Origin of the sequence: Pseudoalteromonas sp. A41-2, assembly GCF_015767615.1 — a bacterium.
Classification (GTDB): Bacteria; Pseudomonadota; Gammaproteobacteria; order Enterobacterales; family Alteromonadaceae; genus Pseudoalteromonas; species Pseudoalteromonas lipolytica.
The window spans coordinates 3,374,898-3,393,093 of the sequence record NZ_CP065231.1; the positions used below are offsets into that span (position 1 = coordinate 3,374,898).

At 42.4% G+C, this 18,196-nt stretch carries 14 protein-coding genes, 4 tRNA genes and 2 pseudogenes; 8 read left to right on the plus strand and 12 right to left on the minus strand.

Going from position 1 to position 18,196, the window contains the following annotated elements; translation table 11 throughout:
* Nucleotides 1–37: 37 nt before the first annotated feature.
* From IT970_RS15225 to IT970_RS15240, 4 genes are all read left to right on the plus strand, one after another.
* Nucleotides 38–1,039: a hydrolase gene (locus IT970_RS15225; protein ID WP_065979438.1), complete on the plus strand. Its 1,002-nt coding sequence runs from the start codon at nt 38–40 to the stop codon at nt 1,037–1,039.
* A complete protein-coding gene (locus tag IT970_RS15230) occupies nt 1,014–1,271 on the plus strand; it encodes a YheU family protein (RefSeq protein ID WP_036973480.1) in 258 nt (85 codons plus the stop codon). Before IT970_RS15225 ends, IT970_RS15230 begins: the two co-directional genes overlap by 26 nt.
* Nucleotides 1,272–1,331: 60 nt before the next feature.
* Nucleotides 1,332–2,525: a dipeptidase gene (locus IT970_RS15235; protein WP_036973481.1), complete on the plus strand. Its 1,194-nt coding sequence runs from the start codon at nt 1,332–1,334 to the stop codon at nt 2,523–2,525.
* 131 nt (nt 2,526–2,656) lie between these two features.
* A complete protein-coding gene (locus IT970_RS15240) occupies nt 2,657–3,547 on the plus strand; it encodes a HEAT repeat domain-containing protein (protein ID WP_036973483.1) in 891 nt (296 codons plus the stop codon).
* A 255-nt stretch (nt 3,548–3,802) separates the two neighbouring features.
* Here the strand turns inward: IT970_RS15240 and tuf are convergent, their stop codons facing one another.
* From tuf to murB, 8 genes and pseudogenes are all read right to left on the minus strand, one after another.
* Nucleotides 3,803–4,987 carry an elongation factor Tu gene (tuf, locus tag IT970_RS15245; protein ID WP_036971551.1) on the minus strand — a complete coding sequence of 395 codons (1,185 nt, stop codon included), beginning with the start codon at nt 4,985–4,987 and terminating at the stop codon, nt 3,803–3,805.
* Nucleotides 4,988–5,123: 136 nt separating this feature from the next.
* Nucleotides 5,124–5,199 (minus strand) — tRNA-Thr (locus IT970_RS15250).
* Nucleotides 5,200–5,211: 12 nt separating this feature from the next.
* Nucleotides 5,212–5,286, minus strand: a tRNA-Gly gene (locus IT970_RS15255).
* A 44-nt stretch (nt 5,287–5,330) separates the two neighbouring features.
* Nucleotides 5,331–5,415, minus strand: a tRNA-Tyr gene (locus IT970_RS15260).
* Between the two features lie 40 nt (nt 5,416–5,455).
* Nucleotides 5,456–5,531 (minus strand) — tRNA-Thr (locus IT970_RS15265).
* Between the two features lie 117 nt (nt 5,532–5,648).
* Nucleotides 5,649–6,347 carry a type III pantothenate kinase gene (locus IT970_RS15270; protein WP_074989484.1) on the minus strand — a complete coding sequence of 233 codons (699 nt, stop codon included), beginning with the start codon at nt 6,345–6,347 and terminating at the stop codon, nt 5,649–5,651.
* Nucleotides 6,344–7,337, minus strand: a pseudogene (gene birA, locus IT970_RS15275) (bifunctional biotin--[acetyl-CoA-carboxylase] ligase/biotin operon repressor BirA). The gene IT970_RS15270 and the pseudogene birA overlap by 4 nt, the downstream one beginning before the upstream one ends.
* Before the next feature lie 9 nt (nt 7,338–7,346).
* Nucleotides 7,347–8,345: pseudogene (gene murB, locus IT970_RS15280) on the minus strand (UDP-N-acetylmuramate dehydrogenase); the annotation flags it as partial.
* 146 nt (nt 8,346–8,491) lie between these two features.
* Between murB and IT970_RS15285 the strand changes: the two are divergent.
* On the plus strand, nt 8,492–10,336 hold the full coding sequence (locus IT970_RS15285; RefSeq protein ID WP_036973488.1) for a M1 family metallopeptidase: 1,845 nt from the start codon (nt 8,492–8,494) through the stop codon (nt 10,334–10,336).
* A gap of 56 nt (nt 10,337–10,392) precedes the next feature.
* Here the strand turns inward: IT970_RS15285 and IT970_RS15290 are convergent, their stop codons facing one another.
* A complete protein-coding gene (locus IT970_RS15290) occupies nt 10,393–11,016 on the minus strand; it encodes a DUF2057 domain-containing protein (protein ID WP_075594202.1) in 624 nt (207 codons plus the stop codon).
* 103 nt (nt 11,017–11,119) lie between these two features.
* On the opposite strand from IT970_RS15290, the gene IT970_RS15295 reads away from it, so the two are divergent.
* From IT970_RS15295 to IT970_RS15305, 3 genes are all read left to right on the plus strand, one after another.
* On the plus strand, nt 11,120–11,491 hold the full coding sequence (locus IT970_RS15295; protein WP_065979446.1) for a histidine triad nucleotide-binding protein: 372 nt from the start codon (nt 11,120–11,122) through the stop codon (nt 11,489–11,491).
* A 230-nt stretch (nt 11,492–11,721) separates the two neighbouring features.
* Nucleotides 11,722–12,378, plus strand: coding sequence for a helix-turn-helix transcriptional regulator (locus tag IT970_RS15300; protein WP_036973496.1), 657 nt, complete (start codon nt 11,722–11,724; stop codon nt 12,376–12,378).
* A gap of 109 nt (nt 12,379–12,487) precedes the next feature.
* Nucleotides 12,488–14,644: an ATP-binding protein gene (locus IT970_RS15305; protein WP_118844736.1), complete on the plus strand. Its 2,157-nt coding sequence runs from the start codon at nt 12,488–12,490 to the stop codon at nt 14,642–14,644.
* Nucleotides 14,645–14,764: 120 nt separating this feature from the next.
* Here IT970_RS15305 and IT970_RS15310 read toward each other — a convergent pair whose 3' ends face one another.
* From IT970_RS15310 to IT970_RS15320, 3 genes are read right to left on the minus strand one after another with little or no spacing between them, the layout of a single operon-like run.
* Nucleotides 14,765–16,180, minus strand: coding sequence for a mannose-1-phosphate guanylyltransferase/mannose-6-phosphate isomerase (locus tag IT970_RS15310; protein WP_178387092.1), 1,416 nt, complete (start codon nt 16,178–16,180; stop codon nt 14,765–14,767).
* A 56-nt stretch (nt 16,181–16,236) separates the two neighbouring features.
* Nucleotides 16,237–17,010 carry an amidohydrolase gene (locus IT970_RS15315; protein WP_065979449.1) on the minus strand — a complete coding sequence of 258 codons (774 nt, stop codon included), beginning with the start codon at nt 17,008–17,010 and terminating at the stop codon, nt 16,237–16,239.
* A complete protein-coding gene (locus IT970_RS15320) occupies nt 16,998–18,140 on the minus strand; it encodes a methionine aminotransferase (protein ID WP_118844737.1) in 1,143 nt (380 codons plus the stop codon). The genes IT970_RS15315 and IT970_RS15320 overlap by 13 nt, the downstream gene beginning before the upstream one ends.
* Nucleotides 18,141–18,196: the final 56 nt, after the last annotated feature.

Consider the following 18,196-nt stretch of genomic DNA (forward strand, 5'->3'; position numbering starts at 1 on the left):
TACAATGGGCGCTTGTTTTGTCTTGAAAGTGTCAACTATGTTACCTGAGTTTAAGCCTGCGTGGTGGATGCGCAATCGCCATTTGCAAACCATAATGCCGCGCTTCTTTCGTCCTTTTCATAATACACGCTACGACTTATCAACAATCGACACCCCAGATGGTGACTTTTTAGAACTTGCTTGGGCACAGCCACACAATGAACATGCTCCATTAGCCATTGTGTTACACGGCCTAGAGGGCAACATTAATAGCTTTTATGCCAAAGGCATGATGAAAAAGCTCAAGCAGCAAGGCTTTGCGGTAGTGCTCATGCACTTTCGTAATTGCTCACGCGAAGTTAATCGCCTTGCGCGTGCTTATCATAGTGGCGAGACCGAAGATTTACGCTTTTTTATCAACCACCTAAAAAACACATTTCCCTCACGTCCTCTTTTCGCTGTTGGCTTTTCGCTAGGCGGTAATGTGCTTGCTAAATATTTAGGTGAGCAAGGTAGCCAATCGAACTTACATGGTGCAGCCGTGGTATCGGCTCCTTTTGATTTATCGGCATCATGCGAAGTAATACGTAAAAGTTTAGGTAAAATTTATCAAAAGTATTTGCTTGATCGCATGAAAAAATCAATGCAAAGAAAGCTGCCACAAATAGAACAGCAAATTAGTCTTACCCCAGAAAAGTTAATGGCTATTGATGACTTATGGCAGTTCGATAACTTACTAACGGCTCCCTTGCATGGTTTTGCTGGCGCTGAAGATTACTATCAACAAGCAAGCGCCAAACCGTTTTTAAAAACGATCGCAACACCGACACTTATTGTGCACTCAAAAGATGACCCGATGCTATCAATTAAAGCCGTGCCCGATAGCACAGATGTCAGTGAACATGTTACTCTGCGTATCTCCGAAAAAGGCGGCCATGTTGGTTTTATTAGCGGTAATAATCCGTTTAAACCCGAGTACTGGCTTGAGCGTATAGTGCCTGAGTATTTTCAACAGTTAGTTAAAAAGAGCAGTGATGATCATTCCACACGAAAAACTTGATAAAGAGACACTTTACAATTTAATTGAAAGCTATGTATTACGTGAAGGCACTGACTATGGCGAGCAAGAGGTAAGTATTGAAAGTAAGGTGGCGCAGGTTACTCAGCAACTAAAAAAAGGTGACGCAATGGTGTTCTTTTCTGAACTACATGAATCTGTCACCATTATTTCAAAAGCCGAGTTTATCGCATTACAAGCCGACCCAGAGTATCAAGCGTCGTTTAACGACTAAACTTGTAACTTTTTCTACAACCCTTCACAATGGCTTTTTAACTTTAAAGAGCCATTAAGAATGAAAAAACTAAGCTCATTGGTTGCCGCTGTTTCGTTGGCCTTAATCAGCCAAGCTCATGCAAGTGAGACGACGGCATCAGATAAAGCCATCAAACTAGCAAAAGACACGATTTTAATTGATACACACATTGATGTGCCTTACCGTATTCACGATAAATGGGCCGATGTAACTAAAGCGACTGATGACGGCGATTTTGACTATCCGCGTGCAGTGCAAGGCGGCCTAAACGCCCCTTTTATGTCAATTTACATTCCAGCTAACCTCGAGTTTGAAGGCAAAGGTAAAAGCTACCAACTTGCTAATCAGTTAATCGATAGCATGGAAGCCATTGTACAGCGTGCCCCAGATAAATTTGCAATGGCTGATTCAACAGCAGATATCAAAGCACACTTTAAACAAGGTAAAATGTCGTTGGCAATGGGGATGGAAAATGGTTCACCGATTGAAGGTGACATGAAAAACCTGAAGCATTTTTATGACCGTGGTGTGCGCTACATCACCCTTGCTCACTCGCAAAGCAATCACATTTCAGACTCTTCTTACGATATTCGCCGTAAATGGAAAGGCTTAAGCCCATTTGGTAAAGAGCTGGTCAAAGAGATGAACAACATCGGTATGCTTGTAGACGTATCGCATATTTCAGATGATGCGTTTTACCAGGTCATGGAAATTTCGAAAGTACCAGTGATTGCCTCTCACTCATCGCTGCGTAAATATACGCCAGGCTTTGAGCGTAATATGAATGACGATATGTTATTAGCACTCAAAAAGAATGGCGGTGTTATTCAAATCAACTTTGGTTCAAGCTTCGTAACCGCTCAAGCTGGTTCTTGGTATGATCAGCTAAAAACAGCAAAAGCAGACAAGAAGAAGGAAGGCACGAAGCTCAGCAAAGATTTTGACGCAGCTTATCGTGCTAAGAACCCATTCCCGTTTGCAAGCCTTGAGCAAGTACTTGACCATATCGACCACGTAGTCGCGCTAATAGGCATTGATTACGTCGGTATTGGCTCTGACTACGATGGTGTTGGTGACTCACTGCCTGTAGGCTTAAAGGACGTGTCTAGCTACCCTAACCTTGTACAAGGCCTCATAGATCGAGGCTATAGCGATAAAGATATTAAAAAGATCTTAAGTGGCAACATGCTTCGAGTTTGGCAACAAGCTGAAGAGTACGCGAAAGCGCATTAAACTAATCTCATTATCACCATCTTAAAAGCGCAGCTAATGCGCTTTTTTATTGATTGCAACATCGTTTATTGATTAAAAAAATAGCATGATTTAATCTGATGATTACACTGAAGTAATTAGGATGATGTGACATGGCTTCATGGCAAGGAAATGTTGCGCTTGTATTTGCAACCGCTGCATTAGGCATAACGTTATACAACCAGTTTGGGGCATCTAAGCCACTCAACAAACCGCAACCCGCAAAGTACGATTTTTCATCTGTAAGTGGTAGCGTTCCCCTTGAAGACAGGGAAAACCTCGTCGCATTGCATGGCTATATTCTAGACCTTGAAACTCGAATTAACGCACTAGAACAAAGTAGCCCTAAAATTGAGCCAACTTTAATTGCAGAACAAATCGATAAAGTCATCGAACAACGCGAAAAAGAACGTATTGCAGAAGCAACCAAAAGAAATCCATCGGTTAATTGGTTTAGAAACTTGCCTGATGATTATCGTCAGCGCATTAAGGCCGATCAACACTATGCAAACAAATCAATTAACGACGCATTTTCTGCACTACTAAATATCAATAATAGCGACGACGACCGTTTGGCAGCCTATGGGCAACTTAAAATGACGTTAGGCATGCTCAGACGTGATCTAGATGAAAATCAACACACAGCCGTTGTCGACGCGATGCTCAATATCAGTGAGTATACAAGTGAACCAACCACACGAATTCATGCCATAGAGAATCTATCGCGACTCGATTCTGTTTCACCAAAACTAGCCGACTACTTTCAAAAGCTCTTGCAAAGCGACGATAACGACTATGTTCGTAGCGTGTCAGCCAGTGCCCTTGTGAGCCAATTTTATCGCGCTAATCAACTCGATAAAAAAGAGTTTGCTCTTGAGCTTGCACAGCGTATTCAAAGCTTAGAATCAAGTGGCGATAGTAAAGTAGCTGACATTATGACCGACAGCCTAAAACACCCACGACTAAGAGAAGAATTAAACAAAGTACTTGGAAATAGTGGTTAGTAGCGAGTAGCGAGTAGCGAGTAGCGAGTAGCGAGTAGCGAGTAGCGAGTAGCGAGTAGCGAGAACAAAATAAAGCCACGTTAACCTCAAGCAAACTTTTTGATGTTTAATCACACCAGTAAGTAACCCCCGCTCGGTTGTGATCTGACTTCTAATATCTAATATCTAACTTCTAATATCTATTTTCTCATCCATAAAAAAACCCGAGACTAAGCTCGGGTTTTTCTTGAATGCTTAATGCATCACTATAGTTGATTACTCAACGATAGTTGCAACAACACCAGCACCAACTGTACGGCCACCTTCACGGATAGCGAAGCGTAAACCTTCGTCCATCGCGATTGGAGCGATTAGCTCTACAGTCATCTTGATGTTATCACCAGGCATTACCATTTCAACGCCGTCTGGTAACTGTACGTCACCTGTTACGTCAGTTGTACGGAAGTAGAACTGTGGACGGTAACCTTTGAAGAATGGAGTATGACGGCCACCTTCATCTTTAGAAAGTACGTATACTTCTGAAGTGAATTTAGTGTGTGGCTTGATTGAACCAGGCTTACAAAGTACTTGACCACGCTCAACGTCTTCACGCTTAGTACCACGTAGAAGTGCACCGATGTTCTCACCCGCACGACCTTCGTCTAGAAGCTTACGGAACATCTCAACACCTGTACATGTTGTCTTCGTAGTTTCTTTGATACCTACGATTTCAACTTCGTCATTCACGTTGATGATACCAGCTTCAACACGGCCAGTTACAACTGTACCACGACCTTGGATTGAGAATACGTCTTCGATAGGCATGATGAATGGCTTATCGATGTCACGCTCTGGCTCTGGGATGTATGAATCTAGCGCTTCAGCTAGTTCAATGATTTTCGCTTCCCATTGCTCTTCGCCTTCTAGGGCTTTAAGTGCTGAACCTTGGATTAGAGGTAAGTCGTCACCTGGGAAATCGTACTCAGAAAGAAGTTCACGAACTTCCATCTCTACTAGCTCAAGTAGCTCTTCGTCATCAACCATGTCACATTTGTTCATGAATACGATGATGTAAGGTACGCCAACCTGACGAGAAAGTAGGATGTGCTCACGTGTTTGTGGCATAGGACCGTCAGTTGCAGCAACTACTAGGATTGCGCCGTCCATTTGAGCAGCACCAGTGATCATGTTTTTAACATAATCGGCGTGTCCTGGACAGTCTACGTGTGCGTAGTGACGAGTTGGTGTATCGTACTCAACGTGTGAAGTTGAGATTGTGATACCACGCTCACGCTCTTCTGGAGCGTTATCGATTGATGCGAAGTCTTTAGCTGTACCACCGTATACTTTTGCAAGTACGTTAGTGATTGCTGCAGTTAGGGTAGTTTTACCGTGGTCAACGTGGCCGATTGTACCAACGTTTACGTGCGGTTTTACGCGTTCAAACTTTTCTTTTGCCATGACGGAACCTATCAGTTTTGTGTATCTAGATTACATATGAAAATAATCCACCGAGGGTAGATTAATTTAATTTTTTCAAATTTCAAATAGTTTTTTCTGACAGATAAAGGGAGATAATAAGATAAGTTCTCGATACTGGTGCTGATAGGCAGATTTGAACTGCCGACCTCACCCTTACCAAGGGTGCGCTCTACCAACTGAGCTATATCAGCAACACCAGAGTCTGGAGCGGGCAGCGGGAATCGAACCCGCATCATCAGCTTGGAAGGCTGAGGTAATAGCCATTATACGATGCCCGCATAGGAAACTGTTCTTAAACTACCTCTAACCGTCAAGAATAAAGTGGTGGAGGGAGCTGGATTCGAACCAGCGAAGGCTGAGCCGTCAGATTTACAGTCTGATCCCTTTGGCCGCTCGGGAACCCCTCCACGAAAATTCTTTACTAAGTCACTTCCGGTAAAAGGAAAGTGGTGCCGACTATCCGAGTTGAACGGATGACCTACTGATTACAAGTCAGTTGCTCTACCAACTGAGCTAAGTCGGCACTGCTTTAGTACGGGGCGAGATTCTAAGGTAAGGTTTATTGGGATGCAACAATAAAATTAAAAAAAGTGTGAATTTATGTGTTAAACGCTCACAATTCAGGCAAATCCACGGTTTTTTACTGTTTTATTGTTAATTCACGCCAATAATTCAGTCCTTTAAAAACCAAAACACTATCAAATTGACTGCCAGAAAATAGATCAGCAAGTAATTTTCCATAGCCACCGGCAAATAATAAACAACAATTTTGCTGATCAACATGCTGAACAGCTTGCTCAATTGCCCCCATTGTCGCAACGAGCGCGCCATTTTTTAAACCATTAGGTGTATTACACCCTAAATCGGTGGCAAAAGGGGTGTGCTCATCGTCAAAAACGCGCTGAGTATTTTGCGTTAATGAGCGGGTCATTAAATCGAGCCCAGGCACAATCCAACCACCTAAGTGCTGACCCTCTTTATTCAATACATCAATTGTGGTCGCTGTCCCCGCATCAACAATAACACAATCTTTCTCTGGGTATTCAGTGTATGCAGCGATGACAGTAAGCCAGCGATCGATCCCCAAATTTTGATACTGCTTATAAGCACAGGTTAATGTTGCAAGCTCAGCGGTTACTTTAGCTTCGAAATAAGGAATTGCATGTTGTTGTGCCTGCGCAAATAGTGGCATAAGTCGCTCTGTGCTCCCCACACACGCATAAACCATGTCTGTAACATGCGACCATGGAATGGCATTGAGCTCACATGCTTGATAACGCTCATTATCAAAAAGTACGGCCTTAATTGCCGTATTACCCACATCGACCAATAATCTCATAGTTCAGCCTTACGCAGTGATATTTCACCACCGTAATAACTTTTAACCTCACCATCTTGGCGAATGCGAACGCCGCCTTGGTGATCAATCCCCTCACATATACCGCGCCAACTTCGATGGCCTGTATTGAGCTCCACACATTGACCTGCAAATGCGTTTAACTGATTCCATTGTTTAATACATGTCATTTAAACCTGTTTGACGGTATTGCGCCAAACGTTGCTCAAGGTAAAAGCACAGATACGCCACGAGTTTATTTTTCTCAAGGCCTTTTACATGTTGGCTCAAGTCTGTCCATGCTTGATCAATATGCTGGCTGACACTGTCTGGCATATGCACGTTTATACCTATGCCGATAACCAACTGACATGGTCCTTGAGGTTGACCATCAAGCTCAACCAACACACCCGCTAGTTTTTTTCCGTCTAAATAAATGTCGTTTGGCCACTTTAACTCCACATCCAGTTGATAAAGTGCCTTTAAGGTATCGTATACCGCAAGTCCAACAGCAATCGACACACCCATTGCAGCTTGTAAGCCATCGTCTAGACGCCAAAAGTAGCTAAAATATAAGTTTGCACCAAATGGCGATTGCCAAACCCGACCTCGTCTGCCTCGTCCTGCTTGCTGCATTTCTGCAACGAGTACAGTGCCAGAGTCTAATGGGGTGTCACTCTGAATACGGCGCATTAACTCGCTATTGGTCGAATCAATAATTGACTGCACTTCAACGCATGCGGTATTTCCACCAAGCTCAGCATAATAGTCATTAATTTTACTTCTATGCAAAAGCCCCGCGCTATTATTCAGGCGGTAGCCTTTCCCTGTCACTTTAAAAATATCCAATCCCATTTCTTGTAACGAGTGAATATGTTTTCCAACTGCGGCCCTGCTAATTCCTAGCTGCTCACCTAATTGCTGACCCGAAATAAAACCACCTGAATTGAGCGCATTTAAAATTGCGAGTTTATTTCCATCTGGCGCCTTCATATTTTGTGACTCCAAGTGAATATGACATTCGTGATCGGCATTCATTAAGCGCACTTCATGTTGCAAAGCAATGTGGTATTTTTGCCACACGTGTTGTTGCACATAATTCACCATGGCAATCAGGTCATCGCCGGTGCTGTTGCCATGATTAACTAACACCAAAGCTTGCTGCTGATGTACTTCAACGCCCGCAATACGGTGACCTTTTAAGCCAGCCTGTTCAATTAACCAACCTGCAGCTACTTTGTGGTGTTGTGCGTCGACAAAATAATGGGGCATATCTGGGTATTTTTTTAATAAGTCAGCGAGTTGCTCATTGCTAATCACAGGGTTTTTAAAAAAGCTACCTGCATTAGCAAGTTCACTTGGGTTAGGTAACTTACTATTTCGAGTCGCAATAATCTGCTCAAACACCTGTTGCGCAGTCGGGTTATGTAGCTGTTGCAGTGGCCCATAATGTAATATTGGCTGCCATTGTTTGGGTAAGGTTAGCCCGACTTTCGTGATCACTGCTTTATTTTTAAGTGCATGTTTGAATATCGAATCACGGTAGCCAAACAGACACTGTTCTTTGCTTAAACGGTTAATACTCGCAGATGCAATATCGAAGTACTCTACATAGCTAATAAACTTTTCAAGCTCGACACCATAAGCACCAATATTTTGCACCGGGGCTGCACCTACCGTACCGGGGATCAGCGCTAAGTTTTCAAGCCCAGGCATATCGTTGGCAATCGTCATACTCACTAATTGATGCCAATTTTCACCTGCAGCAACATGTAAAAGGAAATGATCGTTTAGCTCTTCAATTTCAATCCCTTTAGTGGCCATATAGATTACCGTCCCTTGGTAGTCGGTTAAAAATACCGTATTACTACCCTCGCCTAAAATACAAAACGGTGCAGAGAAATCGGTATTTACGAGCTGCTCTACGTCATCTATTTGATGGAAATGCTGACAATGGCTTGGCAATGAAAAGGTATGAAAAGGTTGCAGGGACTGAGCCACAAAACGCCTCAAAGGTTACCGGTAACTAATCGCATTAGTGTAACCTATCATCGCAAAATACGCATCAGATTGTAAAAATCACTCAACCCACTGTATTAATCATGTTATAAAACGGGTTCTTTTTTCATTTGTGTTCCAAGGTTATTATGAAGTTTAAACCATTATTTTTAAGTCTTGCTATGGCAGGCGCATGCTCTCAAGCAACTGCTGACGCAATTAGCCAGCACACCTATGCAAACTTAGATGACGTAACAACCACTCACCTATTACTAGATTTAGATGTTGATTTTGATGATAAGCAACTAGAAGGGTTTGTTGAGCATACGCTAGATTGGCACAATGCTAGCAGCAAAACTCTGGTACTTGATACTCGCGATTTAGATATCGACAAAGTTATGTATCAAGATAAAAAAGGCGGCTGGCACAAAGCCGACTTCACGCTTGCGGCACGCGATGACGTAAAGGGCTCAAAATTAACAATTAAATTTAAAAGCCAAGCGGTTAAAGCTCGTATTTACTACAATAGCCGCCCAGAAGCCTCGGGATTACAATGGTTAACGCCTGAGCAGACAGCCAGTAAATCACACCCATTCATGTACAGCCAATCACAAGCTATTCATGCGCGTAGTTGGATCCCTGTGCAAGACACACCGGCAATGCGTGTTACGTATTCTGCGCGTATTCATACACCTAAAGATATTCGCGCAGTCATGAGTGCAGACAATAAAGATGCGTTGTACAAAGATGGTGATTACTTATTCGATATGCCACAACCTATTTCGCCATACTTAATCGCGATAGGGGCTGGTAACTTAGAATTTAAAGCCATGTCTAAGCAGACAGGTATTTTTGCTGAGCCAACAATTTTAGATGCGTCGGTTGCTGAGTTCAACGACACACAAGCAATGATCGACAAAACTAACGCCATGTACGGTGAATATGCTTGGGGGCGTTATGACTTATTAATGCTTCCACCTAGCTTCCCATTTGGCGGTATGGAGAACCCACGTTTATCGTTTATCACCCCCACCGTTGTTGCAGGCGATAAGAGCTTAGTTAACCTAATCGCTCACGAACTCGCACACTCATGGTCGGGTAACTTAGTGACGAACGCAACATGGGAAGATTTATGGTTAAACGAAGGCTTTACCTCTTATGTTGAAAACCGCATCATGGAAGAAGTTTTTGGTCGTGACCGCGCAATCATGGAGCAAGCTTTAGATGCAGCAGGTCTACGTGCTTTACTTAAAACACTTCCTGCTCCAGACACGCGCCTAAACTTAAAGCTTAATGGTCGTGATCCTGACGATGCATTCAGCTCAGTGCCTTATACTAAAGGGCAGCTGTTTCTTATTTACCTAGAGAATAAATTTGGTCGCGATAAATTTGACCCATTTGTAAAAGGTTATTTCGACGAGTTTGCATTTAAGTCACTCACGACAGCCCAATTTGTTACTTACATAAAAGCAAACCTTATCGACAAGTATCCAGGCGTAGTAAGCATGGATAAAGTAAACGAGTGGATTTTTGAGCCAGGGTTACCAACTGATGCTCCTAACCCAACATCTGATGCATTTGATAAAGTCGATACAGTGACAAAAACATGGTTAAACAATGAGATCGATGCAGCAGAATTGCCGACTGCTGAATGGACAGTGCATGAGTGGTTACATTTCCTCAATAACCTCCCTCGCGATTTAAGCATTGAGAAAATGACTGAGCTTGATAAACAATTCAACTTAACTCAATCAACCAATGCTGAGCGTGCATTTGCATGGTTTATGCTGGCTGTAGGCAATGGCTATCAGCCTATTTACCCTGCTTTGGACAAGCACTTGTCTGGTATTGGCCGCCGTAAATTAATAGTGCCACTTTATAAAGCACTGATTAAAAACGGCAAAAGAGACTGGGCGCACGATGTGTACTTAAAAGCACGTCCGGGTTATCACCCGCTAGCACAAGGTACCGTTGACGACTTATTTTCAAAATAAGACGCTTCTAAATGTAAAAAGGCGCTGAATATCAGCGCCTTTTTTAACTCTCAATACTATTGACTTACTTTTTGTAAAAACGCTCGGCGCTCTTCTGGGCTAGCTTGTTGCCACCAAAATTCCAACATGGCTGCTGCATTTGGCATTTTTTTCAATCCAGCCTGACCACCAGACACGTTTGCAGGCAGGGTGACTGGTGCCGCGGTCGCCGGTTTGTTCTTTGCAGCAACAACGGGAGCCGCCGCAACCGCCTGCACAGGAGCCGAAGCCGCTCGGTAATTCACAATTGATAAAGGCATAGCCAGTTCACTGCCTTTGGCTTTTAGGCTCACTTGCGGTGACTCAGCAAACACTTCAGCAGCAACGGCATTACTCGCACGATTAAACACTAAATCATAGTTTTTGCCTTGTTCAACCGTCACTTCAACCCAAAATGGTTCGGATTCAACGACTTGATGATCATCGTAGCCTTGTTCGTAAAGATCTGTGTACTTCAGTTTTAACTGATATGTTCCAGGAGCAAGCTCAACATCGTCAACACGACTAAAAAATGATTGTTCAATAAGACGGTCACCTACTTGCAAAGGGACAAATTCCTCAGGAAGGTGGATTGTCTCAGCTAAACTACTGATACTATTGAATAGCATTAACGCACTGCTTAGTAATACTAACTTACGCATGATCACTCCTTGGTTGTTCATTTGCGACAGTTTCAGTTTGACACTGCAAATAAAGTTTGTCATTAGTGAGCGGGTAATTAAGCCAATTTTAAAAGAGGTAAATATGAGCCAAGAGACTATTTTTACAAAAATTATTAATCGTGAGATCCCTGCGGATATCATCTATGAAGATGAGCAGTCACTTGCCTTTAAAGACATTAACCCACAAGCCCCCTTTCATGTTTTGATCATTCCTAAAACACCCATTGCGACCATAAATGATATCAGTGAAGAACATGCTCCTTTGGTAGGTCATCTTTATGTCGTAGCCGCAAAACTTGCAAAGCAGTTTGGTTTTAGTGACGACGGCTTTCGTGTGGTTATGAACTGTAATGATCATGGCGGTCAAACCGTGTACCATATACATCTACATATGTTAGCTGGTAAAGAAATGGGTTGGCCTCCTTATCAGGACAAGAAAAAACAAAATATCTAGCACTTTGCTATGTAAAAAATTGTAAAAAGTCGAACTAATATACTATTATTGATTATTATGAATATATATCAGTTAGTTAACGTATTTAGTTACGTTAACTAACTGTATTTTTTGAAACAAAATAGACACAAACTGTACTTTTCCTGCATAAGACTCAGAAATTTCTAATACGAAAGGGGTGGATTGCGTGGTAGGATGAATCAGTCAACTTTATTCAAGAGTGTATAAATATGAGTAGTTCAGCTTTTTTATTATTAGATCCAGAACCAATTAACACGATTGGTGTTAACGTATTGGAGCCGTTGTTAAAAACACAAGGTCTAACTGTTACATCTGGGACTGATATATCTGAAGTGCCAGAAGGTACACGCTTATTATTCATCGAAACATCGAGCACAGATGCCTGGGGTAAATTAAAAGAACAACTAGTTAACCTACGCATTAAGTGCGATATTGTACTATTCAATCTTGACGAAAACCCAGAGATTGCTAACCGTGCACTATTAAGTGGTATTCGTGGTGTTTTTTACACGACTGATAACGCTGATGTATTGATGAAAGGCATTCGTTTATTGCTTGAAGATCAATTGTGGTACCGCCGCGAAATAATGTGCAATGCTTTAAACCGCATGCTGCAATTTAATAAAGATGCCCTGCACAAACTAACTGACGGTAATATCGAGCCTGTTAAGCTAACTAAACGCGAAAAAGCCATCATCTCATTGATGAGCAAAGGTTCGAAAAATAAAGAGATTGCTGAAGATTTAAGTATCAGCCCACACACTGTTAAAACGCACCTTTATAGTGCATTCAGAAAAACGAAATGCCGAAATCGCATCGAGCTTTTATCGTGGGCACAACAAAATATCCCAGACGAAATACGCTAAACTCTCTTCTTTAAAAAAACAGACGCACAATGCGTCTGTTTTTGTTTCTAGTTGCTAAACACCCAAATAGACTTTATGCTCGAAGATGTTCGTAATCCTCGGAAAAGCCATGCTCGATTCAGTCACCTTATACTACACAAGTGCAGCCATGATGGCGGTAATGACACTCCTTAACTATTTGACATGGCGAGCAAATAAAAGCATTCCGGGCACCTTGCTCTATATTTTCTATCCTTTAGTGATGTTCACTTCGGTGCTGAGTTTTGCACTTCTCGGTCATATCAATGATATTGCAAGTATCACCATTGCAAACGCCTTATTATTCAGTGCTTCTATTATTCATGTACTCGCTATTTGTCAGTTCTTAAATGCCAAGTGTATAGGGTTTAGAGCATTTATAGGGATAACCGGGGTATTAGCACTGAGCATGATCTATTTAGCGACAGACAATGCTGAGCTTAGAAACCGGATTTTAGTATCTGATTTACAACACATTATTGAGGCCTTGTTTCTACTTGCCTTATTCATTCGCAATGGCCGCAAAAGTTACCCGAATGGCAGCATTGTTTATATCTTAATATTAACCATTATTCTTGCCATATTTACAGGCAGAACACTGATGATGGGCGATGTCAGCACAGCTAATTTACTTTCCGAAAATTGGTTTAGTATCACCCTATTCATTAATGGGGTGATTGCACCGATGTTTTATGCCACAGGCATGGCAATTTTGTGTAATGAACGCCGCGAGCAACACCTCAACCAGCTTACTGAAAAAGCACATAAAGATCTTGAAATTCGCGGCTTATTCTTATCAACCATTAGTCATGAAATTCGCACTCCCCTCAATGGCATACTGGGAAGCGCTCAACTGATCATGAATCAGTCGAGCGACCCGCGAGATAAACCATACTGTGAAGCCATTATTAATTCAGCAGAGTCACTGAACTTACTGGTCGACAAAGTGCTCGACTATGCAAGCCTAGATCAGCGCGATGAAGCCCTCTACGAAGAAGATGTCGAATTTAAAACATGGTTAAACAACTTATGCTTATTACTCAGTCCGCTTGCAGAACAAAAGCACCTGAAATTTGAGCTGATTTACGATTTACCCGAACAGGCTTGTTACTATTGTGACCAGCAAAAGCTTAGACAAGTAATTATTAACCTTGTTGGCAATGCAATTAAATTTACTGATAAAGGCTCTGTAAAAATCCACGTCAAACTGCTCAATGAAGGGCAGCTAGACCATGTCGTTCGGATCAGTGTGATTGATTCAGGCCCAGGTATCGAAGATGAAGAAATCATCTACCTAACCGAACCTTATGTTCAAAGCAGTGCAGGAAAAGAAAAAGGTGGCACAGGCCTTGGCCTTGCTATTACAAGTCGCCTTCTCGAAAAGCTCGGCAGTAAGCTCAACATAAGTAGTGAGCTTAACAAAGGCAGTGTTTTTAGTTTTGATATCACACTCACAATTGGTGAACTTAGTCTTGTTGAGCAACGTCATCAATCGAAAGATTATGTGACCGGTTTAGATGTTTTGTTAGTGGAAGATCTCGACTTAAATCAAAAAATTGCCATTGAATTTATGGCCGATGACGAGCATAAAATAAAACTCGCAAAAGACGGTAACAGCGCAATTGAGCTGATGCAAAAACATCATTTTGATGTGGTACTACTGGATATGAATTTACCCGACCTGACAGGTCAAGAAGTATTAAAAAAACTAAAAAATATCGACCATTTAAATCAACGCACGCCAGTCCTCGCTTTCACTGCGAGTCTGAGTCCCGATGAAATAAAAGAATACTTAGCGTTGGGGATTAAAGATATTGTCGGTAAGCCAATTAAACAACAAAAACTGCGCCAAGCATTGAGCGACTCGCAAACAAATCAAGCTGCCAGCATTGCCGTCGAGCTGCGTGACACCTTATATGACGAAACAGCAGCTGCTGCACTCATTAGCTCATTTAATGAAGATGAAGTGTCTTCTATTTATAATGAGTTTGTTCTCTCGGCGCGGAATAAACTGATACGAAGCCAACAACTTGTTGAAGATGATAAAGATCAATGTATTAAACTACTGCATCGCCAAGCAAGTACCGCCTTACAGCTCGGCTTCAATCGTTACGGCTTAGAGCTGAAAAAGATCGAGCGTAAGTTACTCGATAATAAGCCCTTAAAAGAATCACTCACCGATGCCCTAGTACTTTGGCAAGACAGCCTACAAGCGTACTTAAACCATGTGAGAAGTGAGCTAGGTTAGTGAGTTTAGATTAACAAAGTAAATCTGCCCTTACGGATGGTAATACTCTTTTTGTTTCATTACGCCGAGAATTAAATCATCCGCTCATTCGACTAACGACTGACCTCTGAGGCTTAACAATTACTCCCTCCCATATTCATCTTCAAACCGTTCGATATCACTTTCATCAAGTATCGCCCCGGTTTGTACTTCAATGACAATGAGGGGTTCATCATGACAATTGGCAAGGCTATGAATTTGCTGGGCGGCAATATAACAAGACTGATCGGCACCGAGTTCAAACTTATCATCTCCCACATGTACACTGGCAATGCCCGAAACCACAACCCAATGCTCGGCACGGTGATGATGACGCTGAGTTGAGAGTTTCGCACCACAATTAACGATAATTTTCTTAACCTTAAACCCAACACTCTCAACCAAAGTGCGGTAATTGCCCCAAGGTCTGAATACGGCTTGATGGTGCGTCAATTTATCGTTGTCTCGTTGCGCGAGTTGTTTAAGTAATTCAGGCAACTTATCAAGGGCTTTTTTATCTGCGACGAGGGTGGCATCGTGGGTATGTATAATCGCCTTATTGCGAATTCCCAAAGCTGCAATCGTGTGATCAGCTTCACTAATCAGCAAATTATTTTCACTATCAATACTCACTCCCTGCGAGCCCAAATAATTACCAAATTGATCTTTGTTAGCAATTTTTGAAAGGGCTGAGAAGCTGCCCACATCACTCCACGTTAAATCAACCGGAAGCATAGCGACATTTTCACTTCGCTCAAGAATAGCGTAATCAATTGAGTCACTTGGGCATGTTTTCAGTATGTCTGCGTTGGGTCTCAAAAAACCGAGATCTTCAGTAAAATAGGCTGCTTGTGCGATACTACTGGCTATTTTTGGCGCAAACCGTTTTAACTCAGATAAGTACACATCAGCGAAAAATAAAAACATACCGCTATTCCAGCTAAACTCACCACTGGCAATGTATTGCTCAGCAAGTTTAAGCACTGGCTTTTCCTTAAATTCAGCGACTTTGTAACAGCCATCACGGTGCAGTGGTGGGCCTTGGCGAATATAACCATACCCTGTATGCGGCTCCGTTGGGGTAATTGCAAACGTAACGAGTTGCTGAGCCTCTGCCAAGGCTACGGCATCATCTAATCGCGCAAGTAGCTTTTCAAAGTCACAGATATAATGATCTGCAGGCATTACCAATAACGGGCCTAGTAAACCATTTTTCTGCGCATATTCAGCCGCTAACGCAATAGCTGGCGCGGTATTTTTGCCCTCAGGTTCAAGTAAAAGAGTCACATTTTTAGATACGTCTAATGCCTGTGATTTGGCAATAAATCGATGCGCTTCATTACACACTAATATCGGTGCATTAAATTGCGAACCAGTTACCCGCTTTAAGGTGCTTTGCAGTAGCGATTCATCACTTAGCAAAGGTAAAAATTGCTTAGGCATGGCCTTGCGTGATAACGGCCATAGGCGTGAACCTATGCCACCAGCAAGAATAACAGGGGTAATTTTGCGACTCATGATTGCTTGTAGTTAATAAACCAACCATGAGTTTAACAAATTTTTAGCGATGCGGCTTAGATCAACTGAAATTGATCCGCGTCTAAATGCGCAGGAAAAGCACGCCGAAAATCCTCTAATGCGGATATATCAAGGCGCTGAATTATGATACCCGATTGGTTATCATCGAGCGCTGCTAATGTATCCCCTTTAAAATCGTATACTGCAGTGCCGCCATTATGATCAACCTCATTGCCATCTGGCCCAATACGGTTGACACCGACCACATAACAGACATTTTCCATTGCGCGCGCTTTTAATAAGGTATCCCAAACATGGCGACGTGCCGCAGGCCAGTTTGCAACATTCACCATGAGGTCATAGTCATTGCAGTTACGTTGAAAAACAGGGAAGCGTAGGTCGTAACACACCTGCGGTAAAATGCGAAAGCCTTTGATATTGAAAATTTCACGCTGCTTACCCGCCTCAACATAGCGGCCTTCGTTCCCTAAACAAAATAAGTGACGCTTGTCGTAAAACTTTACCTCACCATTTGGCCACACCCAGTAGAAACGATTTGCTTTCTTATCACCGTGAGACACTAATACCGACCCAGCGATGACTGCATTTTTTTGTTTTGCAGTGGCTTTTAACCAGTTAACAACGTCACCTTGCTCAGGCTCACTACAGTCAAGATTGATGGCAAACCCTGTCGCAAATGTTTCGGGTAACACGATTAAATCAGCCGGCTCAGTTAAATCGTCAAGCAGCTCAGAAAAATGCGCAAGATTTGCCTGTTTATCTAGCCAATAAAGTGAGGATTGTACAAGGGCAAGCGTTAAAGCTGACATAAAATCTCCGCGGCACGCAACAGCGTGTCATCATTTTTTGCAAAACATACTCGTATGACCTTATCATTACTTGGGCTGTTGTAAAATACACTAAGCGGTACTGCTGCAACGCCAGCTTGCTCTACCAACCAATGACAAAACTCCACATCATTTAGGTCTGACACATCACTGTAATCAAGCAATAAAAAATATGTGCCTTCACTGGGCAAAAGGGTAAAACGGCTATCTTGTAACGCGTTACTGAGCAAATCACGCTTATGTTGATAAAAATCCGCTAGCCCATCAACATGTTCAGGCTCCAGTTCTAACATATCTGCTAAAGCATGTTGTGCTGGGGTAAAACTTGAAAATGTCACGTATTGATGAATCTTACGAAACTCTATCATCAGCTCAGCGGGGGCAACACAGTAGCCCATTTTCCAGCCTGTGCTGTGGAACGTTTTCCCAAAGCTTGAAATAACAAAGCTGCGTTCAAATAATTCTGTATCCGTGAGTGCACTAACATGTGCAGCACCATCAAAGGTGATGTGTTCATACACTTCATCGCTTATCACGTATAAGTCGTGTGCTTTAACTAAGGCTTTCAGTGCTGCAATGTCGTCAGCTTTAAGTATTTTGCCACTCGGGTTGTGTGGCGTATTAATAATAATAGCGCGCGTTTTTTCGCTCATGACCTCTGCAACCGCGTGCCAATCAATCCGATAATCAGGCGCATGTAAGGCAACATGCACACTGCGTCCCCCTGCTAATTCAATCGCGGGCTGGTACGAATCATAGGCAGGGTCGAACACCACCACTTCATCACCGTCTCTTACCAGCGCTTGAATTGCCACAAATAATGCTTCGGTTGCACCCGATGTCACCGTGACTTGCTGCTCATAATCTATATTGTTATGGTATTTTCTCGCAATCAGTGCTGCTATTTGCTGCTGTAAACGCACAATACCACTTGACGGAGCATATTGATTAACCCCTTCAAGTACATAATGATTTAACTGTTTTTTTAGTAAATCAGGGGCGTCAAATTCAGGAAAGCCCTGAGATAAATTAAGTGCTTGATGCTGATTCGCTAAAGCAGTCATTTGACTAAAAATACTGGTGCCTAAATTCGGCAATTTACTTTCAAACACAGAGGTTCCTTAAAGATGGTTTTGCGCTCGAAGCGATGCTATCATTGCTTAAAACA

Bases quoted from the DNA above. Each gene is read 5' to 3' on its own strand.
- IT970_RS15225 (WP_065979438.1), top strand. From the start codon at position 38: ATGTTACCTGAGTTTAAGCCTGCGTGGTGGATGCGCAATCGCCATTTG.
- IT970_RS15230 (WP_036973480.1), top strand. From the start codon at position 1,014: ATGATCATTCCACACGAAAAACTTGATAAAGAGACACTTTACAATTTA.
- IT970_RS15235 (WP_036973481.1), top strand. From the start codon at position 1,332: ATGAAAAAACTAAGCTCATTGGTTGCCGCTGTTTCGTTGGCCTTAATC.
- IT970_RS15240 (WP_036973483.1), top strand. From the start codon at position 2,657: ATGGCTTCATGGCAAGGAAATGTTGCGCTTGTATTTGCAACCGCTGCA.
- tuf (WP_036971551.1), bottom strand. From the start codon at position 4,987: ATGGCAAAAGAAAAGTTTGAACGCGTAAAACCGCACGTAAACGTTGGT.
- IT970_RS15270 (WP_074989484.1), bottom strand. From the start codon at position 6,347: ATGAGATTATTGGTCGATGTGGGTAATACGGCAATTAAGGCCGTACTT.
- IT970_RS15285 (WP_036973488.1), top strand. From the start codon at position 8,492: ATGAAGTTTAAACCATTATTTTTAAGTCTTGCTATGGCAGGCGCATGC.
- IT970_RS15290 (WP_075594202.1), bottom strand. From the start codon at position 11,016: ATGCGTAAGTTAGTATTACTAAGCAGTGCGTTAATGCTATTCAATAGT.
- IT970_RS15295 (WP_065979446.1), top strand. From the start codon at position 11,120: ATGAGCCAAGAGACTATTTTTACAAAAATTATTAATCGTGAGATCCCT.
- IT970_RS15300 (WP_036973496.1), top strand. From the start codon at position 11,722: ATGAGTAGTTCAGCTTTTTTATTATTAGATCCAGAACCAATTAACACG.
- IT970_RS15305 (WP_118844736.1), top strand. From the start codon at position 12,488: ATGCTCGATTCAGTCACCTTATACTACACAAGTGCAGCCATGATGGCG.
- IT970_RS15310 (WP_178387092.1), bottom strand. From the start codon at position 16,180: ATGAGTCGCAAAATTACCCCTGTTATTCTTGCTGGTGGCATAGGTTCA.
- IT970_RS15315 (WP_065979449.1), bottom strand. From the start codon at position 17,010: ATGTCAGCTTTAACGCTTGCCCTTGTACAATCCTCACTTTATTGGCTA.